This window comes from Catenovulum agarivorans DS-2 (genome assembly GCF_000568405.1).
Taxonomy (GTDB): domain Bacteria; phylum Pseudomonadota; class Gammaproteobacteria; order Enterobacterales; family Alteromonadaceae; genus Catenovulum; species Catenovulum agarivorans_A.
In genome coordinates this window covers 42,066-68,717 of the sequence record NZ_ARZY01000008.1, presented here as the reverse complement: position 1 = coordinate 68,717, position 26,652 = coordinate 42,066, and the positions used below count along the sequence as shown (strand labels likewise).

28 protein-coding genes are annotated in these 26,652 nt (G+C 41.2%); 9 read left to right on the top strand and 19 right to left on the bottom strand.

Annotated elements, in window-relative coordinates; all coding sequences use genetic code 11:
- Positions 1-1,085 precede the first annotated feature (1,085 nt).
- The 6 genes from urtE to DS2_RS06310 form a co-directional block, all read right to left on the bottom strand.
- The gene (gene urtE / locus DS2_RS06335; protein ID WP_035013834.1) at positions 1,086-1,781 is read right to left on the bottom strand and encodes an urea ABC transporter ATP-binding subunit UrtE; all 696 of its coding nucleotides are present in this window, start codon (positions 1,779-1,781) and stop codon (positions 1,086-1,088) included.
- A complete protein-coding gene (urtD, locus tag DS2_RS06330) occupies positions 1,778-2,587 on the bottom strand; it encodes an urea ABC transporter ATP-binding protein UrtD (protein WP_016956964.1) in 810 nt (269 codons plus the stop codon). The genes urtE and urtD overlap by 4 nt, the downstream gene beginning before the upstream one ends.
- The gene (gene urtC, locus DS2_RS06325) at positions 2,584-3,696 is read right to left on the bottom strand and encodes an urea ABC transporter permease subunit UrtC (protein ID WP_051479669.1); all 1,113 of its coding nucleotides are present in this window, start codon (positions 3,694-3,696) and stop codon (positions 2,584-2,586) included. Before urtC ends, urtD begins: the two co-directional genes overlap by 4 nt.
- Positions 3,696-5,315, bottom strand: coding sequence for an urea ABC transporter permease subunit UrtB (gene urtB / locus DS2_RS06320; RefSeq protein ID WP_035013832.1), 1,620 nt, complete (start codon positions 5,313-5,315; stop codon positions 3,696-3,698). The genes urtC and urtB overlap by 1 nt, the downstream gene beginning before the upstream one ends.
- Positions 5,316-5,620: 305 nt before the next feature.
- Positions 5,621-6,904: an urea ABC transporter substrate-binding protein gene (gene urtA, locus DS2_RS06315; protein WP_035013831.1), complete on the bottom strand. Its 1,284-nt coding sequence runs from the start codon at positions 6,902-6,904 to the stop codon at positions 5,621-5,623.
- A gap of 30 nt (positions 6,905-6,934) precedes the next feature.
- Positions 6,935-7,876 carry a porin gene (locus DS2_RS06310; protein WP_035013830.1) on the bottom strand — a complete coding sequence of 314 codons (942 nt, stop codon included), beginning with the start codon at positions 7,874-7,876 and terminating at the stop codon, positions 6,935-6,937.
- 307 nt (positions 7,877-8,183) lie between these two features.
- Between DS2_RS06310 and DS2_RS06305 the strand changes: the two genes are divergently transcribed.
- The 9 genes from DS2_RS06305 (at position 8,184) to DS2_RS06265 (ending at position 15,784) form a co-directional block, all read left to right on the top strand.
- Positions 8,184-9,521 carry a sigma-54-dependent transcriptional regulator gene (locus DS2_RS06305; protein WP_035013829.1) on the top strand — a complete coding sequence of 446 codons (1,338 nt, stop codon included), beginning with the start codon at positions 8,184-8,186 and terminating at the stop codon, positions 9,519-9,521.
- Entirely contained in the window at positions 9,505-9,741 is a 237-nt protein-coding gene (locus DS2_RS06300) for a hypothetical protein (RefSeq protein WP_035013828.1), read from the top strand. The genes DS2_RS06305 and DS2_RS06300 overlap by 17 nt, the downstream gene beginning before the upstream one ends.
- Positions 9,738-11,225 carry a sensor histidine kinase gene (locus DS2_RS06295; protein ID WP_035013827.1) on the top strand — a complete coding sequence of 496 codons (1,488 nt, stop codon included), beginning with the start codon at positions 9,738-9,740 and terminating at the stop codon, positions 11,223-11,225. The genes DS2_RS06300 and DS2_RS06295 overlap by 4 nt, the downstream gene beginning before the upstream one ends.
- Positions 11,209-11,667 carry a response regulator gene (locus tag DS2_RS06290; RefSeq protein WP_035013826.1) on the top strand — a complete coding sequence of 153 codons (459 nt, stop codon included), beginning with the start codon at positions 11,209-11,211 and terminating at the stop codon, positions 11,665-11,667. Before DS2_RS06295 ends, DS2_RS06290 begins: the two co-directional genes overlap by 17 nt.
- A gap of 22 nt (positions 11,668-11,689) precedes the next feature.
- Positions 11,690-13,639, top strand: a complete 1,950-nt coding sequence (locus DS2_RS06285; protein ID WP_035013825.1) for a response regulator — start codon at positions 11,690-11,692, stop codon at positions 13,637-13,639.
- Between the two features lie 143 nt (positions 13,640-13,782).
- On the top strand, positions 13,783-13,959 hold the full coding sequence (locus DS2_RS20165; RefSeq protein WP_035013824.1) for a DUF1328 family protein: 177 nt from the start codon (positions 13,783-13,785) through the stop codon (positions 13,957-13,959).
- Between the two features lie 46 nt (positions 13,960-14,005).
- Positions 14,006-14,233, top strand: a complete 228-nt coding sequence (locus DS2_RS06275; protein WP_035013823.1) for a hypothetical protein — start codon at positions 14,006-14,008, stop codon at positions 14,231-14,233.
- Between the two features lie 73 nt (positions 14,234-14,306).
- Complete coding sequence (locus tag DS2_RS06270; protein ID WP_035013821.1) at positions 14,307-14,672, top strand: PA2779 family protein; 366 nt, start codon at positions 14,307-14,309, stop codon at positions 14,670-14,672.
- Positions 14,673-14,797: 125 nt separating this feature from the next.
- Complete coding sequence (locus DS2_RS06265) at positions 14,798-15,784, top strand: PA2778 family cysteine peptidase (RefSeq protein ID WP_035013820.1); 987 nt, start codon at positions 14,798-14,800, stop codon at positions 15,782-15,784.
- Positions 15,785-15,873: 89 nt separating this feature from the next.
- Here the strand turns inward: DS2_RS06265 and DS2_RS06260 are convergent, their stop codons facing one another.
- From DS2_RS06260 to DS2_RS06200, 13 genes are all read right to left on the bottom strand, one after another.
- Complete coding sequence (locus DS2_RS06260) at positions 15,874-16,449, bottom strand: porin family protein (protein ID WP_035013819.1); 576 nt, start codon at positions 16,447-16,449, stop codon at positions 15,874-15,876.
- Between the two features lie 47 nt (positions 16,450-16,496).
- Positions 16,497-17,549 (bottom strand): OmpA family protein, encoded by a 1,053-nt coding sequence (locus DS2_RS06255; RefSeq protein WP_035013818.1) that lies wholly within the window; start codon positions 17,547-17,549, stop codon positions 16,497-16,499.
- A gap of 321 nt (positions 17,550-17,870) precedes the next feature.
- Positions 17,871-18,320, bottom strand: a complete 450-nt coding sequence (locus DS2_RS06250; RefSeq protein WP_035013816.1) for a hypothetical protein — start codon at positions 18,318-18,320, stop codon at positions 17,871-17,873.
- A 7-nt stretch (positions 18,321-18,327) separates the two neighbouring features.
- The gene (locus DS2_RS06245) at positions 18,328-18,756 is read right to left on the bottom strand and encodes a hemerythrin domain-containing protein (RefSeq protein WP_035013815.1); all 429 of its coding nucleotides are present in this window, start codon (positions 18,754-18,756) and stop codon (positions 18,328-18,330) included.
- 2 nt (positions 18,757-18,758) lie between these two features.
- A complete protein-coding gene (locus DS2_RS06240) occupies positions 18,759-19,775 on the bottom strand; it encodes a diguanylate cyclase domain-containing protein (protein ID WP_051479668.1) in 1,017 nt (338 codons plus the stop codon).
- 70 nt (positions 19,776-19,845) lie between these two features.
- The gene (locus tag DS2_RS06235) at positions 19,846-20,406 is read right to left on the bottom strand and encodes a BON domain-containing protein (RefSeq protein ID WP_035013814.1); all 561 of its coding nucleotides are present in this window, start codon (positions 20,404-20,406) and stop codon (positions 19,846-19,848) included.
- Between the two features lie 274 nt (positions 20,407-20,680).
- Positions 20,681-23,053: an efflux RND transporter permease subunit gene (locus tag DS2_RS06230; protein WP_035013813.1), complete on the bottom strand. Its 2,373-nt coding sequence runs from the start codon at positions 23,051-23,053 to the stop codon at positions 20,681-20,683.
- Positions 23,054-23,055: 2 nt separating this feature from the next.
- Positions 23,056-23,913 (bottom strand): VacJ family lipoprotein, encoded by an 858-nt coding sequence (locus tag DS2_RS06225; protein ID WP_051479667.1) that lies wholly within the window; start codon positions 23,911-23,913, stop codon positions 23,056-23,058.
- A 33-nt stretch (positions 23,914-23,946) separates the two neighbouring features.
- The gene (locus DS2_RS06220; RefSeq protein WP_081754202.1) at positions 23,947-24,891 is read right to left on the bottom strand and encodes a mechanosensitive ion channel family protein; all 945 of its coding nucleotides are present in this window, start codon (positions 24,889-24,891) and stop codon (positions 23,947-23,949) included.
- Positions 24,892-24,929: 38 nt separating this feature from the next.
- The gene (locus DS2_RS06215; RefSeq protein WP_051479666.1) at positions 24,930-25,508 is read right to left on the bottom strand and encodes an exopolysaccharide biosynthesis protein; all 579 of its coding nucleotides are present in this window, start codon (positions 25,506-25,508) and stop codon (positions 24,930-24,932) included.
- A 33-nt stretch (positions 25,509-25,541) separates the two neighbouring features.
- Positions 25,542-25,787: a hypothetical protein gene (locus DS2_RS06210; protein WP_035013810.1), complete on the bottom strand. Its 246-nt coding sequence runs from the start codon at positions 25,785-25,787 to the stop codon at positions 25,542-25,544.
- Positions 25,788-25,797: 10 nt separating this feature from the next.
- Positions 25,798-26,196, bottom strand: coding sequence for a hypothetical protein (locus DS2_RS06205; protein WP_035013809.1), 399 nt, complete (start codon positions 26,194-26,196; stop codon positions 25,798-25,800).
- Between the two features lie 6 nt (positions 26,197-26,202).
- The gene (locus DS2_RS06200) at positions 26,203-26,490 is read right to left on the bottom strand and encodes a hypothetical protein (RefSeq protein WP_035013808.1); all 288 of its coding nucleotides are present in this window, start codon (positions 26,488-26,490) and stop codon (positions 26,203-26,205) included.
- Positions 26,491-26,652: the final 162 nt, after the last annotated feature.

Here is a 26,652-nt window from a genome sequence, read left to right as displayed (position 1 = left end):
TTTCTAAACATTTTTATCGCTGCCAGTACACTCGCGGCAACATCGAGGATCCCCAATCAGTCTGGAATCGCGGTTAATACGCAGATTCGCTGGTCACCAGTACCATGACGCAAGTTTGAAGCATAATTTCTAAAAACGCCGTGAATATGTCCCTATAGGCTCCGCCCTGTCATCCATGACAGGGAGGTTTTAGAAATCAGCATTCAAACCCGCTTTCCTCAACTCTTTTATCGCTGCCAATAAACTCACCGCAACACGGATGCACAAAAGGTGAATGGGCGTGTTGATCGAAAAATCTCTTTTTCAGGGATGAAAAAGCGAAGCGTACATGGATGTATTCACCGCGTTTTTTTCGAACAACTCCCCATTCGCCTTCACGTTCCCAGACCCCATAGCTAGCAGCGCTTTTAACTCCCTGCTACGAAGCAAGTTTGAAGCATAATTTTTTAAAATCGCCGTGAATATATCCCTATAGGCTCTGCTTTATCATCCCTGATAAAGAAGTTTTAAAAAATCAGCATTCAAACCCGCTTTTTACAACTCTTTTATTGCTGCTAATAAACTCATCGCAATGCCAGAGTCCAAAAGGTGGATGGGCGTGTTATTTGCAAAACTTCAATCGGCATGGATGCCGTTTGTGAGCGGGCCATGGATGGCCTTGCAGCGTTTTTGCAAATAATACCCCATGCAACTTTACCTTCCCTGCCACCCAATTAGCAGCGGCTAATCCCCAATCGTAATACCAGTGCCCAAAAGGTGGATGGGAGTGTTGTTTGCAAAACTTCAATCGGTAGGGATACCGTTTGTGAGCGGGCCATGGATGGCCTTGCAGCGTTTTTGCAAATAATACCCCATGCAACTTTACCTTCCCTGCCACCCAATTAGCAGCGGCTAATCCCCAATCGTAATACCAGTGCCCAAAAGGTGGATGGGAGTGTTGTTTGCAAAACTTCAATCGGTAGGGATACCGTTTGTGAGCGGGCCATGGATGGCCTTGCAGCGTTTTTGCAAATAATACCCCATGCAACTTTACCTTCCCTGCCAGCGAGCTAGCAGCAACTTACCACCAACCGCAACACCAATGCTTATACAGCTAAATACTTACCAACTAACTCATCATCCAAGTCAGCCATTGGCCCTGATGCAACAACCTCACCTTTCTCCATCAAATGAAACTGCTCACCAACAGCACGAGCAAACGGCAACTTCTGCTCAACCAAAACAATAGTCATGCCCTGCTCTTTATTCAGCTTCAACAACACATCACGAATCAACTGAACAATATTTGGCTGAATGCCTTCGTTTGGCTCATCTAAAATTAGAATATCAGGATTCAACACCAATGCACGCGCAATTGCTAACTGCTGCTGTTGACCGCCGGATAAATCACCACCACGACGATGCAACATCTCTTTAAGAACCGGAAATAACTCAAAAACAGACTCAGGAATCGTTTTGCTCGGCTGTCGTTTACAACTTAAACTCACCTTCAAGTTTTCTTCAACCGTTAACTGACCAAAAATATGTCGGCCTTGTGGAACATAACCCACACCTATTTCAGGACGCTGCTCAACCGACTTCTTAGTCATATCCAAATCGTTAATGGTTACAGAGCCAGTGCTAACTGGCAACATGCCCATAATACACTTTAACAAAGTGGTTTTACCCACACCGTTACGACCCATAATACAAGTGCGCGAACCTTTTTCTATTTTCATATTTAGGTTCCACAAAATTTGTGTGCCGCCGTATTTTTGATTTACATCTTTAAGCTCAATCATTCGCCAGTCTCCTCACCTAAATACACACGCACAACTTCTGGGTTAGATTGAATCTCCGACATACTGCCTTCAGCCAAAACACTACCTTGATGCAATACAGTTACTTTACGCGCAATTGAACGAACAAACGCCATGTCATGTTCAACCACCACTACAGAATGATCACCCGCAAGCGAGGTTAACAACTCAGCGGTACGCTCGGTTTCTTGTGCAGTCATACCAGCAACAGGTTCATCCACCAGCAATAATCTTGGTTTAGCCGCTAATAACATACCAATTTCTAACCACTGCTTTTGCCCATGAGATAACGCACCCGCTTGCATATTACATTCACCGACTAAACCTATAGTGTGAAGAATCTGCGCAATTTCATCGCTCTGCTCACCAGATAATTTATGGAACAAATTCGCCCAAATACCTTTATCACCGTGCAAACTGAGTTCGAGGTTTTCAAACACAGTTAAATTTTCAAACACAGTTGGCTTTTGGAATTTTCGGCCAATACCAGCACGAGCTATTTGTGCTTCATCCATTTCCAACAAATTAACTTGCTGACCAAAACTCACTTTACCAACATCAGGGCGAGTTTTACCGGTAATTACATCCATCAAAGTAGTTTTACCGGCACCATTTGCGCCAATTAAACAACGTAATTCACCATCATTAATGTATAGGCTTAAGTCGTTTAACGCTTTAAAACCATCAAAACTAACACTGACATCCTCGACATATAAAATAACCCCGTGGCGCGTGTCTGGTTTGATGTTTTCTTCTTCTAATAACGGGCTACCTGCTTCGCGGCTCATGACTTCACCTCGGCTAATTTTTTCTGATTAAAACGCGCTGCAATTGTAGGGAAGAATCCGGCGATGCCTTTTGGTAATAACAAGGTTACCAATACAAACAAGCCACCCAACGCATATAACCAAGCTTCTGGCATAATTGCGGTGAAACGTGTTTTGGCGTAGCTCACAACGATTGCGCCGATAATTGCACCATATAACGAACCACGACCACCAATAGCCACCCACACAACCATTTCAATTGAATTTAAGGGTGAGAATTCACCAGGATTGATGATACCCACTTGTGGTACATATAATGCGCCAGCAATACCCGCCAACATAGCGGAAACAACGAAGATCCAAACTTTGTAGTTTTCAGGTTTATAACCAATAAAACGTACGCGGTTTTCAGAATCGCGAATGGCAGTCACAACTCGACCCATTTTAGAGTTAACAATAAAGTGACAAATCGCGAAACCTATGGCTAAAAAGGTCGCGGTTGCAGCAAACAGAGCGATACGTGTTGTATTTGATTGCAATGAAAAACCTAAAATATCTTTAAAGTCGGTTAAGCCGTTGTTGCCACCAAAACCCATTTCGTTACGGAAGAAAGCCAGCATAAACGCGTAAGTTACAGCTTGAGTCATAATAGACAAGTACACACCGCTTACACGTGAGCGAAACGCCATAGAACCGAAGATATACGCTAACAAACCTGGTGCTGCGACCACCATTATCATCATCCAGATAAAGCTGTCGGATCCCGCCCAATACCAAGGCAAAGCATCCCAGTTTAGAAACACCATAAAGTCAGGTAATTCAGGGTTACCATATACACCGCGGTCGCCAATTTGGCGCATCAAGTACATACCCATGGCATAACCACCAAGTGCAAAAAACGCGCCGTGACCTAGGCTTAAAATACCGCAGTAACCCCAAACTAAATCAACTGCTAACGCCAATAATGCGTAACACAAATATTTACCAAATAAAGTGACGGTATAAGTGCTTACGTGCAGTGCAGAGCCCTCAGGAAAAGCTAAGTTACATACCGACACATATAAAGTTGTAATAAATAAACAACCTACAACTACAGGCAAGCTGCCTAGTTTTTTAAGTAAATCAGCCATTAGTCAGCAGACCTCCCTTTTTGTGGGAATAAACCTTTAGGTCGTTTTTGAATAAACAACACTAAACCAACTAGCACTATGATATTGGCTAGTACTGAACCTGTTAGTGGTTCTAAGAATTTGTTGATTGAACCAAGTGACATAGCCGCAACTAAGGTACCCCATAAGTTACCAACCCCACCAAATACAACCACTAAGAATGAATCGATAATGTACGACTGGCCTAAGTTTGGCCCAACGTTCGTTAATTGACTAAGCACAACCCCGGCAATACCAGCAATACCCGAGCCTAAACCAAAGGTAATAGCATCTACTCTGTCGCTGCGTACGCTTAATGCACGAGCCATTTCACGGTTTTGCGCAACTGCACGTACATGCAAACCAAGAGATGAACGCTTCATAAACGCAAGCAAGGCAAAAAATACCGTTAAAGCAAAAATGATGATGTACAAACGATTAAAGGTAATTGAGAAAATTGGATTAATTTGCCACGAGCCACTCATCCATTCAGGTGCTGCAACTGTGCGATTTAATGGCGAGAAAATAGTACGGACCAACTGTTGTAAAATCAGGCTGATACCAAAAGTGGCTAACAAGGTTTCTAACGGGCGACCTTTTAAGAAGCGGATCACGCCTCGTTCAATTAACACCCCAACAAAACCTGAGACTAAAAATGCTGCTGGAATAGCAATAAACAACGAATAATCAATCCATTGTGGGAACATCAGCTGAATAACATATGTGGTATAAGCACCTAGCATAATCATTTCGCCATGCGCCATATTAATCACGCCCATTACCCCAAAAGTAATGGCTAAGCCGATTGCGGCAAGTAACAATACAGAGCCTAAGCTCAAACCAAAAAACATGTTTTCGATAAACTCGTATATCGAACGTTTTTGTTTAATTTTATCAATTGCACTGGTTAGTTCAGCTTTAAGTTTTTTTTCAGCGGCTGTTAGCTCAGTTTTCTCAATTTCATCTAATAACGACAATTGATTCACCATGGCATTACGAACAGCTGGCTCTAAACTTTCACGCAACTGTTTAGCTGCAGCCAACTGCTCGTCGGTATTGCCACGCTTAAGTTGGTTTACCCCAATGGCTGTTTCCATTAACTCAGCCACATCAGTGTCTTGCTCCTGTGAGGCTAATGTTTTTAACAAAGCTATCGACTGTTTATCTGGGTCGTCCAATATTTGTTTAACCGCAGCTAGGCGCACCTGTGCATCCTTATGGGTTAAATCAAGCTGAGCGATTAACCCACGAATGGTGCTACGAATGCGATTGCTGGTTCTAATTTTTTTCATCGATGACTTACTAGCGACACCTAAGCTGTCGCCTGTTAACACGTCGGTTAATTGGTAATCGCCATCTGGATGTTTGCGAATGCTTACCACTTGTTTATTATTTTTTTTGTAGTAAAGATCGCCATTTAAAATTTCAGTTAAAACTGTTTTGGTTCGCTCATCTGGGTGAGCCGCAATTTTTTCCAATAAAGGGGTAATGTTGCGCAGAGATTTGCTGGGGAGTTGGTTGACCAGCCCGGAAAATTCATCGGCTTGCACCGAAAAACTCGCCAGCAGTATGGAGAATGTGAGACAGAATATTCGCAGCATTGCGGCATCCTTCATGTTTTGGGTTACTTCTTAGTTGGGTTGGTGCCGCTGCAACTAGCTAACAGCAACACCTTGGGAGTTTTTTGGGCAAGCTTGTGTTTCGCGAGTTTTTACGGGGTGAAGGTAAATTCCTCACAAAGGCGCTGTGAATACGTCCTTGTAAGCTTCGCATTCGCATCCATGCGAATGAGACTTTGTGATTAACTTACCTTCCCCCTCTGTTTGTTGCTCAACTCACTTTAAGCTTTGCCCTTGTGTGTTTGCTAGCACAACAAACACACAGCACATTTAATGTCTTGTTATTATTAGAAGTTTTGGCCTGAACACTTACCAGATTTAATGTCGAAGTTGCCGCATTTAACTGGTGCTGTCCAATCAGCAATTAAGTTTTTCGAGCTAGGTAAGAAGTCAGACCAAGCGTCACCAATTACTGTGTCTGGTGTTTCCCAAACAACTTCGAATTGACCATTTTCTTGAATTTCACCAATTAACACAGGCTTAGATAAATGATGGTTTGCATTCATAACTGCAATACCGCCAGTTAAGTTAGGCACAGTAATACCAATCATAGCTTGCTCAACAGCATCAACCTCTGTCGTACCGGCTTTCTCAACCGCTTTTGCCCACATTTTGAAACCAATGTATGTAGCTTCCATTGGATCATTGGTTACACGCTTGCTATCACCAATGTATTTTTTCCATGCTTTGATGAATTGAGTGTTTTCATCACTTTCAACACTTTGGAAGTAGTTCCAAGCCGCCAAGTGACCAACTAATGGGCTAGTGTCAAAGCCAGATAACTCTTCTTCACCTACAGAGAATGCAACAACAGGGATATCTTCTGCTGAGATACCTTGGTTACCTAACTCTTTGTAGAAAGGTACATTTGCATCACCATTAATGGTTGAAACAACCGCGGTTTTCTTACCTTTAGAACCGAACTTTTTAACTTCAGCTACAATGCTCTGCCAGTCAGAGTGACCGAAAGGTGTGTAGTTGATCATAATGTCTTTATCCGCAACACCTTGTGCTTTCAAGTAAGCTTCTAAGATTTTATTGGTGGTACGTGGATAAACATAGTCAGTACCTAATAATACCCAGCGCTCTGCACCGATATCATTCATTAAATAATCAACTGCTGGAATCGCTTGCTGATTTGGCGCAGCACCTGTGTAGAATACATTTTTCGATGATTCTTCACCTTCATACTGTACCGGGTAGAACATTAAGCCGTTTAATTCTTCGATGACTGGCAACACAGATTTACGTGATACTGAAGTCCAACAACCAAAGATTACGTCTACTTTTTCTTTAGCTAACAATTCACGAGTTTTTTCCGCGAATAAAGGCCAGTTAGATGCAGGGTCAACTACCACTGGCTCTAACTTTTTACCTAATAAACCACCGGCTTTATTTTGCTCTTCAATCATCATTAAAACAGTGTCTTTTAACGTTGTTTCAGAGATTGCCATAGTGCCGGATAATGAGTGCAAAACACCAACTTTAATTGTGTCTGCTGCCATAGCCATTTGGCTTACTAGACTACTTGCAATAATAGAACTGGCTGCTATCAGTTTTTTAAGTTTCATAATATTAATTCCTCAAGTTATGTGTAGTGCTTAGAAAGAGACTAGAGCTTCAAGTGCGATGGTATCGCTGTCGCCGTTCACATCACTTTCATCCATACGGTATTCGAATACCATAAGTAAGTTATCGCTTACTGCGTAGCTAGGAGAGATAGTAATTGCGCTGCCGTCGTCTTTAGTTGAACCATCAGCATTTTCAACTTCATAATCGTGGTAACGAACTGTGATACCAGCAGAGCCCATGGCATAGTTCGCCATAAATAAATAACCAGAACCATCGCTGCCATCTTCGTAATCACCAAGGTTATATTCAGCAGCTAAAGTTAAGTCGCCAGCAGAGTAAGAACCCCAAACGTTGGTTGTATTTGTATCACCGTCTGCTAAGTAGAAAGCTTTCACTGTAATAGCGTCTGTTGGCATTACAGCCACCATAGCTTCGTAACCAGGCTTTTCTGAGTTAGTGTCTGTTGGGCTGTATGGGCTGTTGATTATTGAAAGTGCAGCAGCAAAACCATCAGTGCTATATAAACCTGAGATACCTTGTTGGTAGTAGCCATAAAAGTGTTTAGCATAGCCAGTACCTGAGTATTGGAATAAACCGGTTGGTTCTTCAGTTTCCCAACCTGAGTAGCTTAAAAAGCGACCAGCTTTAAAGGTGAATTCGTCGGTAACCGCGTAAGTGAAAAAGGCTTGCTCAAGTGCAACTGCCCCTTTGCTATCTTTGTACTCTAAGTCAACTTGCGCATTTAATTTGTCATCAAAGCTATATAACAAATCAATCTCAAATTGGTCTAAACCAGAAGTAGAGGTTGAGCTTGCGCCATCTGCATCTGTGTATACATAAGACATATCAATAAAACCAGTTACTGATAAGCTGTCTGTTAAACTAAAATCGCTAGCGTTAACCGCTGGTGATGCCGTTACTGTTGCTAGCGCTGCTGCGATACTTAAAGCTGTACGTTTGAATTTTCGCATTGTGTTACCCCTGATGTAATTTGCTTAACCTTGTAATTTGCAGTGTTTGGGGTCGTAAACAAAACAGCCATCACAAATGGGAAATTGGCTTATGAGTGCTGCCTTATTTACGACTGTGGTTAGTATTACGCGAAAGCGCTAGAGGGGGTATTCGTCAAACTGCGCAGAGATATACGTCAAATGACGTATAAAATAACTCTACCTGTATCTTGGCCAGCAATTTGCACCAAAAAAGTTCATTACAACTTGAATTATGCTTTTGCGGCCCCACATTAAAAGCGCAGTTCTATAACTCAGAGGGAACCAAATGTTGAAAGTTCTGATAGTGGATGATGACAGCGAATTTGCAGATATCAGTAGCCAGATTCTCGAATTTATTGGGCATGACACCTATATTGCAAATAGTGTTGCTGATGCAAAACAATGGTTGTCGGTGGAAACTTTTGACCATATTTTCCTCGACTTTATGTTGCCCGATGGCAGTGGTTTACATGTTATTGAACATGCTAATCAACTTGATAAAAAGCCCCGCATTACGCTAATAACAGGTCACCCGCTAATAAAGTCAATTATCGCTGACTTATCAATTCCAGATATTGGTTACATCACCAAACCCGTTGAACGGGCTGATTTCGAAGCCGTGCTCTCACAAAACAAATCAGCCAAAAAAACCACTGTTACCAAAACCAAGCAACAAGAGTTTAGCCAACATTTCGACTGCCTAATTGGCGAATCACCAGCCATGCAGTCCTTGTATAAAATGATTGAACAAGTTGCAAAAACCAACGCCAATGTGATGTTAATGGGCGAAAGTGGTGTAGGTAAAGAAGTGGTTGCCCAAGCGATTCATAATGCCAGTAATTTAGATAAACCACTTGTTGCAACCAACTGTGGCGCATTAAGCAAAGACCTAATTGGCAGCGAATTATTTGGCCATGAAAAAGGCGCATTTACCGGCGCCGTTGCTAGTAAAAAAGGTGTGTTTGAGCAAGCAAATGACAGCACGCTGTTTTTGGACGAAGTTACCGAAATGCCCATAGACATGCAGCCTAATTTGCTGCGTGTACTTGAAAATAAAACAGTCGTACCTTTGGGTAGCACCAAACAAGTTAAAGTAAATTGTCGAGTGATCTCAGCGACCAACCGCAGCATTGAAGATATCGCCAGTAACAATATTTTACGTGAAGACATCTATTTTCGCCTCGCCGTTTTTCCAATTGAAATACCACAGCTACGCCAACGTAAAGACGATATACCTTTGTTGGTCAATTACTTTTTGATGCAGATGAACCAAGAATCGCAACAAAATATCTCGATTAATCAGCAACAGTTAGACAAACTACAATCTTATGATTGGCCAGGTAATGTGCGTGAACTCAGGCATGTTATTCACCGAGCTTTTATTATGGCGGATACAGATAGTCAGGAGATTGTTTTACCTGAGAGATTGCATTCTCCTTTTTCTACACAGAAAAATACCACGCTCAGCCATGGCTTAACCGCAGGGCAAACAATTGAAGATGTTGAAAAAGAATTGATCAAAGTCACGCTCGAAGAAGTAGATGGTAATAAAACGCTAGCAGCGGAAATGCTCGGTATCAGCACTAAAACCTTGTATAACCGTTTAAATGCATACGAAAATTAATAAGGAGCTTATTGTGCAACAGCAACAAAGCATCACAAAATTAGTCCACGATGCACGCGCACCACTCAATCAAATATCTATGCAAGCAGAGTTGATCAAAATGATGGTTGAGCAAAACGCGCCGCTAGATAAAATTCAGCAAACTGCAGCAAAGATAATCCAAAATTGCCAAAAGTGTAGTGAGGAATTATCGAAGATTTCTGAGCAGGCGCGTAAATGAAAAACCTCAAGCCAATTTTTGCCAGCAAAAGTGCCAACTGGTGGCTGATTTTTAGCGTGGTGCTGTTTACCATAGTGCTCAACCTTACCTTAGCATTTAACATCACCAATAAGCTGTCGAAAACCCAAGTTTCCTTGTACAACACAGGGGAAATTATTAGCCAGTTGGATAAGCTACACCTATTGGTGCTATCGGCCGAAACTGGCCAAAGAGGCTATTTACTAACAGAAAATGAACAATATTTAGCACCTTACCAGCAAGCCTTAGCCAATTTGCAGCAGCAAATAGAAAATATACGAACATTAGAATCAGAAATACCTCAGCAACCTGAGAAAATTGATGCTTTGCTCACGCTTATTGGCGACAAAATTGAAGAATTAATTACCACAGTGGAGCTTGCGAAAAAAAATAAAGAACGCACCGCATTAAAGATGGTGATGTCAGGCAGAGGGCGCAATTTATACAACGAAATCAAAGAGCATTTTGACGCGCTGCTGTCGATGGAAGTTACCTACCGAGACCAATTATTTTTGCAGCTGCTCAATATTGAAAAAAGTGCCACCATGATTTTTTCTGTATCGGCAGCCACCAGCTTATTATTGTTAATTGGCATTATGCGCTTAGCTTACTCACTAATATCTCAAGAACGCAAAACCCAAGAGATTTTGCGCAGCCAAAATGAAGCGTTAAAGTTAAATGTTGAAGAAAAAACCAAAGAGCTAGCAGCCTATGCAGATGAGTTAGAACAAAGTAACCGAGAGCTAGAAAGTTTTGCTTTTGTCGCATCACACGATCTACAAGAACCCTTGCGTAAAATAAGAGCGTTTGGTGATCGGCTAGCAACAAACTACGCAGATAAGTTAGATGAGCGAGGTGCCGACTTTATTCAGCGTATGCAAAAAGCCGCCACCAGAATGTCTAATTTAATCACAGATCTTTTAGAGTACTCTCGCGTATCATCACGTGGTAAACCATTCAAACAGGTCGAACTTGAGCAAGTTATCACAGCAGTATTAGACGATTTAGAAATCCCTATTGAAGAAACCAACGCCACAATCAATTTTGCACAACTGCCAGTTATCGAAGCTGATGAGAGCCAAATGGGTCAGCTATTTCAAAACCTGATATCTAATGCATTGAAGTTTCGAAAACAAGATAAACCACCTGTCGTAAACATCCAGTATAGTGAAAGCCAATCCAGCGATGGCAAAATACATATTGTAACCATTACCGATAACGGCATTGGCTTTGCGCAGGAGTTTGCCGATAAAATATTTACCCCTTTTCAGCGATTACACGCCAAAAGTGCCTATGCAGGTACAGGTATAGGCTTAGCTGTTTGTCGCCGTATTGTCGAGCGCCATGGTGGCACAATTACCGCCACCAGCACAGCCGGAGAAGGTTCAACCTTTACCATAGAGCTGCCTGAAAATTATCAATTAGCCAACCTTTACGGAACCCAAACAGATGAGCACAATAGCTAAAAAAACCATTACCATTTTAATGGCCGATGATGATGAAGACGACAGGTTACTAGCCGAAGATGCTTTGCGCGAAAGCCGAGTATTAAACGAGTTAAAGTGTGTCGAAGATGGTGTTGAGTTATTAGAATATTTACGCAGAGAAGGGAAATATCAAGATAAGTCGACTTCACCTCGCCCAGGGCTAATCTTATTGGACCTAAACATGCCTCGTAAAGATGGCCGAGAGGCACTGCGGGAAATTAAAGCCGACGATAATTTAAAATCTATCCCAATTGTTATTTTAACTACCTCAAAAGAAGAGGAAGATAAAATTAAAGGCTACAACTTGGGCGCCGCGTCTTATATTACCAAACCGGTTAATTTTGAAGGTTTAGTTGATTTGATGAAAGCACTCGGTAAATATTGGGTGGAATTTGTCGAGCTACCAGCACAAGACCAATAAACATAACGGATAATAACGAGCTATGACAGACAAACTGACAAAAGTATTGATAGTAGATGACGATGAAGACGACTTTATCCTATCAAGCGACTACCTCAATGAGATGAGCTCACACACTTTTAGTATTGACTGGATTAGCTCGCCTATGGCTGCGCTAGATGTACTGCTAAAAAATCAACATGATTTATGCTTACTGGATTATCAACTCGGCAGTACCAATGGTTTAACGGTTTTACGTAAAGCCATAGAAGCTGGCTGCGCCACCCCAATTATTATGTTAACCGGTCAATCTGACCGAAGCTTAGATGATAGTGCGCTAGATGCGGGTGCCGCCGACTATCTCATTAAAAACGAAATAACACTGACGTTATTTACCAGAGCCATTCGTTATGCTTTAGCAAGAAAAGATTTTGAAAATGAACGCTTAGAACGCATAAAAGCTGAAGCCAGCAATCGCTCTAAAGATAAATTTTTAGCCCACCTAAGCCATGAGCTGCGTACGCCGTTAACTTCTATCCTTGGTTACACAGAATTGCTGTTAAACAAACAAGACGCTAAACCGTTAACAAATGAGTTGAATACCATTTTAAACAACGGCAAACATTTATTAGGACTGTTAAACAATGTGCTCGACTTGTCAAAAATAGCCGCGAATAAACTCGAACTGAACGAAGCAACAATCGAGCTACCGCCATTTTTATCGAGTATATTTGATCTGATGGAAATTACCGCCAAAGACAAAGGACTAAACTTTACAGTTAACTCGCTAACCCCTATTCCGCAAACCATTAACAATGACCCAGTACGCCTGCGGCAAATTTTAATCAATGTGATCCACAACGCAATAAAATTTACCAGCGACGGTGGCATAACCATTAATGTGTACATGCAAACATCAGAACTAACGGACATGCTCTGCTTTGATGTACAAGACACAGGTATAGGCATTCCTGAATCTTTGGTTAGCAATATATTTAAGCCTTTTGAACAAATTGAAGATGTTATCTCACGTAATGAAGAAGGCGCAGGGTTAGGATTAGCCATTTGCTCTGAACTGGTAAAATTAATGCAAGGCTCAATTTCAGTAACTTCTGAAGTTGGGCATGGCAGCTGCTTCAGCATTAAATTTCCGCCGAAAAGCCCCGAAAGCCAAGCCTTTGAACACTTGAATCTTGCACATAAACAGATATATGAAACGAGTAACCAAGTAAGTGCTTTGCAGGGCAAAGTGCTAGTTGTCGATGATATAGCTGATATTCGCCAGTTAATTGGTTATTTCTGCCAATCATTTGGTTTGGAAGTCGACTATGCAGACAATGGCCAAAGTGCTATCGATATGATTAGAGCACAACAAACAAATGCGCCATATGATCTAATACTAATGGACATTCATATGCCTAAGTTAGATGGTAAGCGTGCGATTAGCAAAATACGCGATATGGGCATCAAGCAACCTATACTGGCCATTACCGCCGCGACCATGAAGGGCGTGCAACAAGAATTAAAGGAAATTGGCTTTAATGATGTAGTGGCAAAACCCATAGAAAAAATGTCTTTGTACAATAGCTTGCACAAGTATCTACTTGCACAGCAGCCAGCGACAAGTCAATCGAACCAAGTCAATGATATTCTTGTGGTGGATGATGATCATGACGCTGCACAAATAACCGCTATGTTATTGGAATCTCTTGATTTAACCACACATACAGCCCATACAGGTGAACAATGTTTGGCAGCACTTGCGACGCACAACTCTATCAGCACAATTTTACTAGACCTAAACCTACCTGACTGCAACGGTTTGCAACTGGCAAGCCAAATTAGTCATAACCATCCACATATTCAAATTATCATGTTAACAGGCAGCGAGTTATCGGATAGCTCGGTCGAACAAGCTGGCGCAAAAGCTAAATTGCTTAAACCAGTAAACTTACAAATTCTCCAACAATGCTTAGATCGCCTAGCAAAGTAATAGCTACACACCGAGTGTGTAATATTTGCAAGCCAAACATACCCCAAATATAAAAAACCATTTAAAAACAGCAGGTTAAAAATGGCACATTTATAGCTACATCTAAAGCGAACACATTCAACGCATTCAATTAGGAGGCACTCATGTTGAGGTGGGCATTAACGTTTTTAGTTATCGCAATCATTGCTGCACTGTTTGGCTTTGGTGGTATTGCAGGGGCGGCGGCAGATATTGCCAAAATAATCTTCTTCATTTTTGTGGTACTGCTGGTTATTTCGCTATTTGCCAACGCGCTTCGTGGTAACCCGCCCAAAAACTAAAACATTGTTAAGTAACAGGTAAGTTTATTTATTTAGGAGAAATATTATGAATAATTTTGTTAAATCAACCAGTATTTTAGCCGCTATTTTAGCCAGTTTAACTTTGTCAGCTTGCGGTGAAAGCAATGCTGAAGACGCGGGCGAGAAAATTGACTCAGCAATGGAGTCCGCAGGCGACAAAATTGAAGATGCCGCTACAGACGCAGGCAATGCAGTGGAAGATGCATGCGAAGAGGTGAAAGAAGGTGTAAACGCCAAAGACCAAGACTGTTAGTCGGTCGATTTAATTAGCGCAGTGTCTCACTGCGCTTAACGCGTTTTTATCCAGCAAAGATTGGGAGTTTACCATGAAAAGATTGATTACTAGTTTAATGCTGGCCTTCAGCTTAATGTGCAACACTGTGTATGCGGGTATTGTTGATTCAAACACAGTGTTAACCTCAGAGCTCCAGGCTGTCAATCAAGCACACATTTTAGCTTATTTAGATGACCAACAAGTGCAAGATAAATTGGTCGCTCTAGGCGTAAGTCGTGACGAAGCAGCCAAACGCATCGCCAGTTTAACGCCAGCAGAGCTCAAATCATTAAATCAGCAGATAAACAATGCGCCGGCCGGTGGCGTTATCGACTTAATATTTTCTGTGCTGATAGTGGTTGCTGTGCTCGACATTTTAGGGGTAACTGATGCATACAGTTTTATCGAGCCCATTTAAGCTAAAATCCGGATAACAAGTTAGCTAAGGTGATAATTATTCAACGCAGTTTTAAGGATAAGCGGCGCCTAGAAAGCAAGTTGTTATTCAGTAGTTCAGGTTATTGAATCATATTAGGAGTTAATATGCTTTTGCGACTCGCGCAGCAATTGGTAACAATTGCTGCGCTTCTTGCGTTTGTGGTTGGCTGTTCATCCACCCCACAAACACAATCATTAATACACAACCCGCCGAGTAGCTTAAATAACCAACTCACTAAGCAACTCAATGTGCCTTTTTTTGCACAACAAGACTATTTTTGTGGCCCTACCACCTTAGCTGAAATATTCAATTATTACGGCCATTCAACAACACCAGAACAAGTAGCACCAACCGTTTTTTTACCTAAACGCCAAGGCAGTTTACAAATAGAAATGACCGCAGCAACGCGTAAAAATGGCTTGTTGGCTTATTCAGTCAATGGCTCGCTAGAGCAATTAGTGCAACTGGTGCACGACAACATCCCAGTGATTGTATTGCAAAATTTATCGGTTGAATGGCAACCACTATGGCATTATGCAGTGGTGATAGGCTTTGATATTCCACGGAAAAAAATCATTATGCATTCGGGTACAAACCAGGCAAGAGCAGTAGATATGGCAGTATTTGAACGCACTTGGCGTCGAGCCGATTATTGGTTGTTAGCTCCACTAACAATTGAAAAAAACAGCCAAGCGCTCGAGCCGCTGACTTATCTTACTGCCGCACACGATTTTAGCAAGGTAAAGCAACACTCCCACGCCGTGAATTTTCTACAGCAAGCTATCATTAACTGGCCAGATTATTGGTTAAGTTATTTTATGCTGGCAAATCATTATTTACAGCAACAACAGCCAGAACTCGCACTAAAATGGTTTAGCCAAGGGTTAGAATATGGCAAAACGCATACTGATTACCTAAATAATTACGCCTACACCTTAAGCCAACTAGGCTGCCATAAACAAGCGGTTGAAACCATTGAGCAAGCTTTGTTGCTTAAACCAAATGACACAAGTTTAACCTCAAGCTATCAAGAAATTTTATCGGCTAGTAAAAGTGTGCTTTCTGATGTGGCTAGCAAAAAATGTCACTAGTGCCTGCTAAATGAAAGGAAAGGAATGAAAAAGACAATACGTAACCACATTGGCAGTGGTTACGTATTCGAATTGCCAATCATGAGAAATTAAAAAGTATATTGTACGCTGATGCTGGCTAAATCGACTTTTCTATCTAAGTCATCAATCTCAGCCAAAATACCAATTTCATCACGTTCAAACTCAACATCAAAACGAGTGTAGTCTAATCGCAAGTCCCAACCTTGGCTGACGGCAAAACTTGCCCCCACACCATAGAAGTTGTCTGAACCATCTACTTCACCATTTGCAGTCGCCGCATTTAGTTCAGCATCCCACCAAAGCCGCCCACCTTTGGCAAATACAGTAACAGCATCATGAACTGGTAAGCCCAACTTAAACCCTAGGGTGTATCCATCTAACTCACTGTTGTAACTGTCATTGCCATACTGACCAAAGTCGATATATCCCCCTTCAATTGAGAACATTTGGTGTACTTGTTTACCAACATAAAGCGTATAGGCGTTATCTTCCTCGTCAAAGTCATCACCATCAACATTCAATAAACCATAACCTGCACCGACATATGGGCCAAAATGATCAACATCATCGCTCGTATCCGCGCTGACTGCAGCAGAAGTCATTAACAATGATGAAGTTAAACAAAGTACATGGGGTAATTTCATAGCTAGTCTCCATTAATCTAATTTTAAAACTATTTTTGCGTAAACAATTACTGCTCGGTCAATTTAACTTTGATGGTTTTAGAAACTGTCGCTTCCGCTCTACGGTTAACTTTTCTAGCTAATTTGCTACCACTGTCCATAACTGGATCGCTTTCACCATATGCTTCTTCGCGTATACGACCGCTAGAAATGCCATACTGATTGACCAACATTTGCTTGACGGCTTTAGCTCTGTCGGCTGACAATGCCATATTGAATTGTTTATCCCCTGGCTTGGAGGCATGCCCCTCAATTACCGCCTCTACTTCAGGGTTGTTTTTCATAAACGCAACAAAATCTTCAACCTCTTCGCGATTAATGCTGTTTAACTCGGCACTCTCTTTGGCAAAGAAAATTTTAAACTCGCTGGTTTTAGTGGCTTCTACAAACTGACTACAACCAAACTGGTCAACCTCATCAGCATTCGGCGTATTAGCACATTTGTCATAACGGTTGGCCACACCATCTTGGTCGCGATCAGCGTTTAAACGGCTACGTGCTCGATCACTCTTCGAGCTAGAGTTCTCACTACCACCGAAATGGTATGCAATACCAAGTTTAGCCGTCATATCGTTATGGCTTTGGCCAAAATCATGCAGAGCGGCAAGCTCGGTCACAATGCGCCAATCTTGATTAATTGCCCAGTGACGACCCACCCCTGCGGTCATTGCGCGTCTGGCATCATCAAAGTTTTGTAAGCGCAGGCCGCCTAACAAGTAATAGTCACTTTTAGCTAAATAATACAAAGCATCTAAGCCTATTGAAGCCGCTTTTTCGTCGTTGTCTGAGCCATTACCTTGGTCTAAATAAATATTCGACAACTCTAATCGGCTACCCCAGTTAGCGTTAAAACGAACACCGTATTCACCACCCAAAACTTCACCTTCTTCGAACATTTGTTTGCTTGGCAGCTTGTCGTCATCCGCTTTATAATATTGGCCGAAAACAGCAATCCACTGGTCTTGGACATTATCGAATAGGTTAGCTTCATCAGCATTGGCTTGCGGTATGGTGGCAAGGACTAGTGGGAACATACAATTTTTGAGTGCGCGTTTTTTCATTATCAATACCTCTTAATTAACTAGGTTTCGAATATTCAGTTGCCAATTGCATGCCAAAACTTAAGCCATTGAAATATCAGCACTTTAAAGACCCCCCCTTTTTCAACTTGGTAAAAATTTCCCAGCCCATTGCAATTTATACATAACTAACCTGAACCCCGGATAACGAGTTAGCTAACACATTGAAATTGATAGCAAAGTCTATTCTTAATAATTCTAGAGAGGTCGTTTTTACCCAAAGTTCAGGTTAACTAAATTTATCAGGGGACTAAAACAAAAAAAGGCTGCATAGTGCAGCCAAAAGGTCGGGATGGAAGGAGGTTATTTGCGCGTTAAATAAATAAAAATCGAGAGCGCTATTAATAAAAAACCAGTGGCTGAAATAATCGCAACCGGGTACATAAGGTTACCGGCTAATTCTAACTGGCTATATTTAATCACCATTATTAATCCTTCAAGTGATAAAGCGACACAAACAGTGCCAATAAATTGCGGCAAAGTTCTTCTTAAACTATCTATCACATCCTCTCGCTTGTCTTCATTGCCTGAATACTCTTTGTTAATCACCAAAGCAAGCTCGAAAACGGCCAAAGCAATAATGCCAGTATTGATGCTGCGCAAAAATATTTGCATCACATCTGAGCCTAACTGTGCTTCTTGGTATATGTCGGAGACCAAAGATCCGACAATGGCCACGGCTAACCCAAGAAATATCACAGTAAATAATTTTGCAAATCCAGTTCGCAAAATTGTTGTAGTTCGTGCGTTCATCTATAGATCAATCCATTTCTTGTGCGTACTCTTTGCCTAATTTAGCTTTGTCGTTTTCGCTCAAAACAATGCCTGCTTGTGGGAAAAATTCTTTCTCTTCCTCAGCAAGATGATGCAATACTTTATCTTGCAGCTTCTTCATCACTTTTAACCAGTTTGGATCACTAAATTCTAACGAATCTAACTCAGCTATCAGCTTATCAATGGTGTGATGCTCAGCGATACCATGTCTAGATTGACCTATAGTTCGTTCAAACTTAATCAATGGCGCATAAAAATACCTTTCTTCTGCAACTGCGTGTTGCTCTAAGTTATCTTTTAACGTTTGGTATAAATCAGCGCGCGCTTTGCTATCACCTTGTGTTTCAACCAAAGCAGACAACAAAGCTCGTTGTTTATCATGATCTTCTCTAAGTGCTTCAAAAATACTACTCATATTTATTCTCCTATTGTGGTGCTCTGAACTGTATTTCGCCCATCTGACTTCGCCGCATACAAATTTTCGTCAGCGGTTTGGATAATTTGTTCATAGTTAGTAATACGGGTGGCATGACCCGCGAGGTAAGTTACGACCCCAACACTGACAGAAACATGGTTATGGCTTGCATTATCCGCATGTGCAATCGCTAAATTTTCAACTTGCTGACGCAGTAGTTCGGCCATTCTATTGGCGCCGTTTTGGTCGGTAAATGGCAGCAACACAGCAAATTCCTCGCCACCATATCGCGCGGCCAAATCACAGGTTCGTTTTTGCACCTTGGTTAAGGTTCTCGCAACTTTAAGCAAACATTTATCGCCATTGAGATGACCATAAGCATCGTTAAATTTTTTAAAATCATCGATATCTATCATCATAAATGTCAGTGAGTAGCCACCTCGGTTGGCTTTATCTAGTGCAGATTCCAACTGTTCAAGCAAATATTTGCGGTTTGCTAAACCAGTTAAGGCATCGGTTACCGAAACTTTCTCTAATTGCTTGTTGCGTTTAAATACCTCCATGTGATTATTGACTCGATGAAATAATACTTGGTTAGATATATTGGAACTTACATAATCTAACGCTCCAGCTTTTAATACCTCTGCTTCTTCTTGCTCATGAGGTTGGTTGCTCACCAGCATGACTGGCACGGTTGTGCTATTTAAATTACGCTGTAGCGCATAACACAGATTTAATCCACATATAACCAAAATGTTTGCACAACACACAACAAAGTCGATATTTTGCTGTAACGTTTTCTGCAAAGCAGTATAACCATCTTGCGCCAACTCAACCTCGACTTGAGGCTCAAATTGCTGTTTCCATTCAATGAGCTTTTCAATATCGGGATGGACAAGCAGCAAAGTAAATTTGGATTCAAACTCTATATCTACTGCCTGCATCTCTGAATTGTGCGTCGTTATCGATAACACCTGACCTAACTGTTTATTGGCACTATGCTGAGCTAAATTATTCATCTTGATTCCTTTAAGTGCGTTGCGGTTAACAACATCCATGTCTCAAGTCCCTTGCACGCTAACAGCTTAATTAGCTATTAGTGACAGCCAATTTACTCACTACGTCTTCAACATCGTTAGTGTTTTGCGCAATTTTTATCGCCAGTGCTTTTTCAGCGGCAGAATCAACCTCACCCGCTAAGGTAACCACACCTTCTTCAACTTCAACATTAATGGCAGAGCCAGATACTTCAGACTCTAACAACAGCTTAGTTTTAACCACTGTCGCCACTTTAGTATCTGTCCAAGAATTGATTAATGCGCTATCTTGTTGCTGTTGTTTATTCACTACAACGAGGTGGTTGTTTACATCTTGTACCCCTTGCAAACTTTCAACAAGCTCCTCAGCTAAAGCTTTATCAACACTGCGGTCTACTTTACCAGTTAAAGTAACAACCCCTTGTTCTACGTCTGTGTTGATATCAAAGGCGCTTAGATGTGTATTAAACAGTAAAACCGATTCTGCTTTTCCATCGATCCACGCATCTAATGACTGCTCCTTCCACTCGTTGCTATCTGCATAAGCACCGTTTGCAACAATCAAACTTGAAAAAGCACCAGCGATTAATAACTTGCTAAATGAACGTTTCATATCACTCTCCTTTGTTTCGGGTTCACTAATGCTAAATGCAACTGGCAGGCCAAAACATAAACCACTGATAAATATATAAAAATACAATTTAACAACGAATTCTTTCCAACTGGTGAGTGCTTTTTACAGGCTTTCCATGTAAAAAATACATATCAAGCTCAAGTCACAGAGCTTAATCGCAATAGTCAACAAAGAAGTTTGTAATGGTGGTTGGGAACAAGAGTAAGCCACAGGAAGTCAATTCTGTGGCTTAGATATAATCGAGATACTATTGTTATTTGCAGAATTTTTTCAGCATGACCGGCAATATACTGATATCAGTAACCAGTGCAACCAGCATAGCCACGCCAGTTAACAAGCCAAATAACATGCTTGGAACAAAATTAGAAAATACCAGCATGCCAAATCCAAATATAATAATGACACTGGTATAAATAAGCGCATAACCTACAGATAGATTAGTTGCTGAGACAACTTCATGCTGTGAATTCGACGTTAACTCTTTTAGATACCTATGAACATAGTGAATGGTGTCGTCCATAGAAATCCCCATTGCAACAGTGGCAATTGTCATGGTCATTAAATCTAGCGGTATGCGCAACCAGCCCATCAGCCCCATCACAACAGCTGTTGTGATAATATTGGGCACCAAGGCAATTAGCGCAATTTTTAACGAGGAAAAGATAAATAACAAAACTATCGCCATCGCGATATATACCACAACCAAGGTGGTAATTTGTGAATCAACCAGTTTATCCAAAATATCTTGATACAGCACAAACAAGCCAGTTAATTGATAGTTTTGCTGCTCAATGCCCATATTTGCCAGCTGCTGTTTAATATCAACTAACAATTGAGCGCGATTTAGCTCGGGGTGGCTGTCTTGTATGCGAGTAGAAACACGAACCTCATCATCGACTGCAGAAAAATAACTGGCAAATAAATCTTGGCGCAAATCCTTATCTAAGCTTTTATATAATGCTGTCAGTTCGTATTCAGTTAGTGGCTTTTGATTCACCACTTGAGCAATGCGGGTAAAGTCAACCAAAGATGTAATATTACCAACAGCTGCATGCCGTTCTAGCATATCTTGTATTTTGCTGACCGAAGCGACCGCATCTGCGGTTATCACTAGGTCGCGAGTCTGCTCTGATTGCGGAATTTTATAAACGATATCTAAGCTGGTTGAACCACCAAACTCTTGGTCAATATAAGTTAGCTCTCGCCTAACATCAGTTGATTGAGCAAAATAGTTCAAAAAGCTATTCTCAGCGGTTAATTGCAGGCAGCCAATGCCCAAACCAGTTGTCGCCACAATGGTAATAATAACCACAGCTGTTGCTGACTGATTTGTTATGTTGGCAAATCCACGCATGCTTTTTTCAATATATCTATGTTTTTCAACATGCGTTTTCAGTGAGAAGAGTGCAATCAGGAGCGCCGGGAACAGCAATAAACTGACAACAAAACTAACCGACATCGCCAGTACCATCATCCAACCAAAACTAATAACGGGTTGAACTGTGCTGAGAATCAAGGTGCCAAAGCCTATGGTGGTGGTCACCCCAGCAAAAAAGCAGGGTTTGATTTTGTCTTTAATGGTTTGGTAAACAATGTGACTTTGTGATTTATACTCACTCGTTGCAACTAATTCTTGGTAGTGAACAATCAAGTGAATAATCATAGCCAAGGTTAAAATAATTTGTAGCGCAATGACATTTGCTGAAATGACCGTGACTTTTAGCCCAAAGGTTGCCAATAAACCAAGCGTAAGTAACACGCTGACCGCACAACAAAACACGGGTAAAAATACCCAACTAAACTGGCGAAATAAGTACCATAACAATACAACCACCACCAACAATATGGCACTGCCAAAAATAACCAAATCACTCTGGATTATCTTTATTAGCTCATATGCCAATAGATTATTGCCACCTAAATAAAATTCACCTTTTTCGGCATAGGGCTGCAAAGTTTGGCGAATTTGTTCTATCTCTTCGATACGTTTTTTATCAAGCTGTTTATTTATGCCGCTAATTTGTTGCTGCAATTGCGCCAGCTCAGCTCGCTCTTGCTCAGTTAACTGACGATGGAGTAAGTTCGATTTAAGTTCTACACTTTGAGAATATAGTTGGGCAAGTTTTTCTGGCGTATTAAAAACCACCTGCAGTGATAGTGCCGTTTGTGATTGATTTATCAGCAATCCTTCGTACAAGGGATGATTGGTTAAGCTTTTAGACAAAACATCTGCACTATATTGCTGTTGTTGCCAGCTTAAGCTGTTTACATCTGCAGTCATGTTATCCGCTTGGGTAAAGATAGGCACATTAACTATGCTACGCACCTGCTTAACTCGTGATATCTGTTGTATCTCTTCACCAATAGATGCAAGTGTTTGCAGTGTATCCTGGGCAAAGATATCTTGTCTTGATGGCTTAAACGCAATTAAAATAAACTCTTGTGTGCCAAACTTTTCATCAACGATTTGCGTTTGAATATGCTGGCGGTTATTTTCAACCAATAAGGTGTCAGCCGACGCATCTATCTCAAAATATTGAGCTTGCCAACCAAGCACAATCAACAAACCTGCAAATACAGTAAGTACCAACCAAGATAAGCGGGGTAATTTTGCGCCTGTATTCATCTTTATTCCTTACTGCTTGTTTGCTGCTCGGCTGTATTGCTCGAATGCGCGGTAGACAAATTTTTATTTTGGTAAAATTGCGCATCTCGCTGGCTGGTTTGCATATATAAATTGCGGACAAATTCATATGGGTCTTCAACCCCTTGCAATACCTCTGGATAATTAGCTAAAAAAGGTAGCTGGTCGTGTACACTGCCACTGGTGCGAATCGCTGTCGCACTTTGCTTGTCGTTTATTTGGTTTATTGGGTGAAGTAAATAGTCAAAGGTAAAAGAGCCCATATCACGATAATTGGATGGCCCTAACACAGGTAAAACTAAATAGGCCCCTTGACCTACACCATAATAAGCAAGGGTATTGCTAAAAGTAGTTTTATTCGGCTTAAGTTCAAACCAAGCATCGGCGGGATCAAATAACCCCAATACACCTAGAGTGCTATTCAATAAAAACCGCCCAACACTTTTGCCTGAAGTAGACAACTGACCTTGGAACAAATGATTAAGTGCAAATAAGGGTTCACGCAAATTATTAAAAAAGTTGCCTATGCTGTTATCTACTGGGTCTGGAACCACTGCGTTATAGCCGCGACTCAGTGGTGACAATGCGTAGCGATAAAACACATGGTTAAACTTAAAAATTGGCTCATTAACGCTTCGCCACGGATCGTCGACTTGTGGATAAGAAACAACACTAGGCCCCTTCACCATTTGTTGGTAAGGGCCAAGCTCGCTTTGTTTGTTTAGCTCAACTTGCTTTGGTTGATTGTTTATAGATGAAGAGCATGCAGACAAAGTAGTCATTACCAACACTATCTGTATCAGTGTTGTAAGTTTAACTGGCAATCTAACCAATATCTTCATCTGCCCACTCCTTATTATCCATGCTCGTTGAGCTTAGCTGACTTCTTCACTATGCGGCTTATTTTCTTGCGGCTTTGAGTTGTCAGCTCGATGTGACAACATAGCCTCAAGTTTTTCTCCGCCCTTAATGCCAAAATCCAAAGTTCTAATAGGGAATGGGATTAAGATATCTGCTTGTGCTAAAGCTTTACGGATTGCTGTAATTGCTTTATGGCGTGCGACCATAAAACCAGTTTCACCTGGATATTCAATCCAAAACCACACCAATAAATTAACTGAACTGTCGCCAAACCCTTTTGCATATACATCGGTTTCGTCTTTATTGATGACAAAATCAAATTTGTTTAATGCTTTAACAATCACCTCTCGTGCTTCTTCAGGATCATCCGCGTAAGAAATCCCAACTTCCACTTCAATGCGGCGTTGGCCTAATACAGTGTAGTTAGTCAAAATATTGCGAAATAAAATTTTATTTGGCACCACCTCTAGTTGGCCAAAAAAAGTTTCAACTAAGGTGTTGCGTAAATTAATCGCTTTTACCGTGCCAAACACACTGTCTGTTTCAATAATATCGCCGACTAAAAAGGGTTTGCGTATACCCATAGCGATACCAGCGATAAGGTTTTCTGTCATATCTTGAAAAGCAAAACCTATGGCTAAACCGATAATCCCGGCACCAGCCAACAACGAAGTGACTGTGCCTTTAAGACCAATTAAATCTAAACTTATAAATATACCGGCAATCAGTACACACACTTTGATAATAGCAGAGAGTAAATCAGCGGTTTGACGAGACTCTAAAACTTGGCGCAATAACTTGTTGCTATATTTGCCGACCAGCTTGGATAAAACGGCAAAACACAGCACAACAAACACTGCTACAGCGAGATTAGGTAAGTTTTTTATCGCTGTTTCTATCCACACATCAATTCGCTCATTGATTAGCGACCAAAACTTCTCAACATTAATCAATTCCATCAGTCTTCTCCTCCTGTAAATAATCGCTAAATCTTGGGTTATAACAGCATAGAAATAGCCGTTGCGACCGCCAGCATAGCAATTCCAACCCCAACTAATGCAACCACCCCATCATTGGTACAAATGCCCAATGCGATTACAAATACAATTAAATTAGGAATGGTCACGGCAAAAGGCACAACCTCCAACGGCACCATAAACAAACCAGACACGGCACAGATAATCGCCGCTAACCAAAAAAAGGCTTTTGAATCAACAAACTCCCACCTTGGAATAAGCATTAAGTCTAACCGTCGACCAATTGGCCTTAAAATTTGAGCCGCTTTTTTAACACGGCTCGCTTTCAGCTTTACTTTGCTTAATTTGCTAGGTAACCAAATATGCTGGCGTCCATAGAGTAGTTGCACAGAAATCAACATTATGCTTAAACCACAAACAGTGGGAATACCAGGTACCACACTTAAAGGAGACAAAGCTATCAATGCGGGTAACATTAACAATGCACCGAATCCGCGTTTTTCGAATGCCGCGATTAATTGACCAAACTGCACATCTTCAACTTGCGCGGTATCATCTATCCCATTAATAATCGATTCGATCTTAATTACATCACTCATAATCTGGTTCCTTGCAAAGTTATCCGTAAAAACCTATACCGGCAGTGTTTTAAAAAGCACAGCTAACTTTCTCAAGTACGCAGATGAAGTACGTCTCTCAATTGCACCAATGACAAAACCAGCTGAAAATAGAACTAAACACCCTTTGGGCGATGAAGCACTTGATTTTGCCTGAGTTATAGCCCTGTCTACTGCAACTTTGTTGGCCAACAACGCTGCTTGATACTTTGCTTTAGCAGCGGTTAAATTTGATTTTTCCTTGGCTAACACATTCAACATAGTGCGTCTCCTAGGATGTTTTTTGAAAAATTGCCTTTAATGACTGTGAAAGCGCGAGTTCTTTCTTTGATGAGTTAAAAATGCTTCTAACTACCAGTAACATAACAATATTAAACGCCAACACAAGTGTAGCGACTGTAAACCAATTTAGGCCAATCGCATGTAAAGCAAAGGCGACAATGGCCAGCAGTCCACACCAACTGACCAGCGCTAAACCTGACATCAACAGCAGACAAAACAGACAGACGAACAATGCTTTCACCGATAGTTGCACATCTGCCATCACCAGTTGGATTAATGCAGCATAGCGGCGCTCAAATGAGCGCACTAGCTGCAGCCAAGATACGCCATGTTGAGTATCATTGTGGCTTTCTTGGCTGGATGTGTTTGTATCTGAGTCGACAGTCATAGCTGACTATTTCTTTTTGACCAGTAACGAAGACAACAACGCACCTGCTGCAAATGCAATACCTGCAGTAGCGACTGGGTTTTCATCTACATAATTTTTCAGTGCGGAAGATTGCCAAGCGCTTTTAGCTTGCTGCTGTTTATCTTTAAGCGCTTCAGCCGAATGTTGAGCGCCTTCTCTTACAGCGCTTTCAGTTTTGGCTGAGCGCTCAGATATAGAATCGACCCCTTGGTGTAATGCATCTGACATCTTGTCGCTAATGGGAGTTGATGAATTTGCTTTTGCTGTAGCCATTTCTTCCTCCAATATTTATTGATGACTAAATCATGTTCGCCCTTAGGTTGTTGCAATATACTGCCCAACAATATAACAGTCTGATTTTAAACAAATTAATTTACTATCATTAAGAAATGGCCAATAAACTTATGTAATATTTTCCGACACAGTGAAATTATT

Bases quoted from the DNA above. Each gene is read 5' to 3' on its own strand.
- DS2_RS06235 (WP_035013814.1), bottom strand. From the start codon at position 20,406: ATGAAACGTTCATTTAGCAAGTTATTAATCGCTGGTGCTTTTTCAAGT.
- DS2_RS06305 (WP_035013829.1), top strand. From the start codon at position 8,184: ATGTTGAAAGTTCTGATAGTGGATGATGACAGCGAATTTGCAGATATC.
- DS2_RS06270 (WP_035013821.1), top strand. From the start codon at position 14,307: ATGAAAAGATTGATTACTAGTTTAATGCTGGCCTTCAGCTTAATGTGC.
- DS2_RS06225 (WP_051479667.1), bottom strand. From the start codon at position 23,913: ATGAAGATATTGGTTAGATTGCCAGTTAAACTTACAACACTGATACAG.
- DS2_RS06295 (WP_035013827.1), top strand. From the start codon at position 9,738: ATGAAAAACCTCAAGCCAATTTTTGCCAGCAAAAGTGCCAACTGGTGG.
- DS2_RS06265 (WP_035013820.1), top strand. From the start codon at position 14,798: ATGCTTTTGCGACTCGCGCAGCAATTGGTAACAATTGCTGCGCTTCTT.
- DS2_RS06220 (WP_081754202.1), bottom strand. From the start codon at position 24,891: ATGGAATTGATTAATGTTGAGAAGTTTTGGTCGCTAATCAATGAGCGA.
- DS2_RS06290 (WP_035013826.1), top strand. From the start codon at position 11,209: ATGAGCACAATAGCTAAAAAAACCATTACCATTTTAATGGCCGATGAT.
- urtD (WP_016956964.1), bottom strand. From the start codon at position 2,587: ATGAGCCGCGAAGCAGGTAGCCCGTTATTAGAAGAAGAAAACATCAAA.
- DS2_RS06300 (WP_035013828.1), top strand. From the start codon at position 9,505: ATGCATACGAAAATTAATAAGGAGCTTATTGTGCAACAGCAACAAAGC.
- urtB (WP_035013832.1), bottom strand. From the start codon at position 5,315: ATGCTGCGAATATTCTGTCTCACATTCTCCATACTGCTGGCGAGTTTT.
- urtE (WP_035013834.1), bottom strand. From the start codon at position 1,781: ATGATTGAGCTTAAAGATGTAAATCAAAAATACGGCGGCACACAAATT.
- DS2_RS06210 (WP_035013810.1), bottom strand. From the start codon at position 25,787: ATGTTGAATGTGTTAGCCAAGGAAAAATCAAATTTAACCGCTGCTAAA.
- DS2_RS06245 (WP_035013815.1), bottom strand. From the start codon at position 18,756: ATGAGTAGTATTTTTGAAGCACTTAGAGAAGATCATGATAAACAACGA.
- DS2_RS06215 (WP_051479666.1), bottom strand. From the start codon at position 25,508: ATGAGTGATGTAATTAAGATCGAATCGATTATTAATGGGATAGATGAT.
- DS2_RS06250 (WP_035013816.1), bottom strand. From the start codon at position 18,320: ATGAACGCACGAACTACAACAATTTTGCGAACTGGATTTGCAAAATTA.
- DS2_RS20165 (WP_035013824.1), top strand. From the start codon at position 13,783: ATGTTGAGGTGGGCATTAACGTTTTTAGTTATCGCAATCATTGCTGCA.
- DS2_RS06285 (WP_035013825.1), top strand. From the start codon at position 11,690: ATGACAGACAAACTGACAAAAGTATTGATAGTAGATGACGATGAAGAC.
- DS2_RS06240 (WP_051479668.1), bottom strand. From the start codon at position 19,775: ATGAATAATTTAGCTCAGCATAGTGCCAATAAACAGTTAGGTCAGGTG.
- DS2_RS06200 (WP_035013808.1), bottom strand. From the start codon at position 26,490: ATGGCTACAGCAAAAGCAAATTCATCAACTCCCATTAGCGACAAGATG.
- urtA (WP_035013831.1), bottom strand. From the start codon at position 6,904: ATGAAACTTAAAAAACTGATAGCAGCCAGTTCTATTATTGCAAGTAGT.
- DS2_RS06260 (WP_035013819.1), bottom strand. From the start codon at position 16,449: ATGAAATTACCCCATGTACTTTGTTTAACTTCATCATTGTTAATGACT.
- urtC (WP_051479669.1), bottom strand. From the start codon at position 3,696: ATGGCTGATTTACTTAAAAAACTAGGCAGCTTGCCTGTAGTTGTAGGT.
- DS2_RS06230 (WP_035013813.1), bottom strand. From the start codon at position 23,053: ATGAATACAGGCGCAAAATTACCCCGCTTATCTTGGTTGGTACTTACT.
- DS2_RS06205 (WP_035013809.1), bottom strand. From the start codon at position 26,196: ATGACTGTCGACTCAGATACAAACACATCCAGCCAAGAAAGCCACAAT.
- DS2_RS06275 (WP_035013823.1), top strand. From the start codon at position 14,006: ATGAATAATTTTGTTAAATCAACCAGTATTTTAGCCGCTATTTTAGCC.
- DS2_RS06255 (WP_035013818.1), bottom strand. From the start codon at position 17,549: ATGAAAAAACGCGCACTCAAAAATTGTATGTTCCCACTAGTCCTTGCC.
- DS2_RS06310 (WP_035013830.1), bottom strand. From the start codon at position 7,876: ATGCGAAAATTCAAACGTACAGCTTTAAGTATCGCAGCAGCGCTAGCA.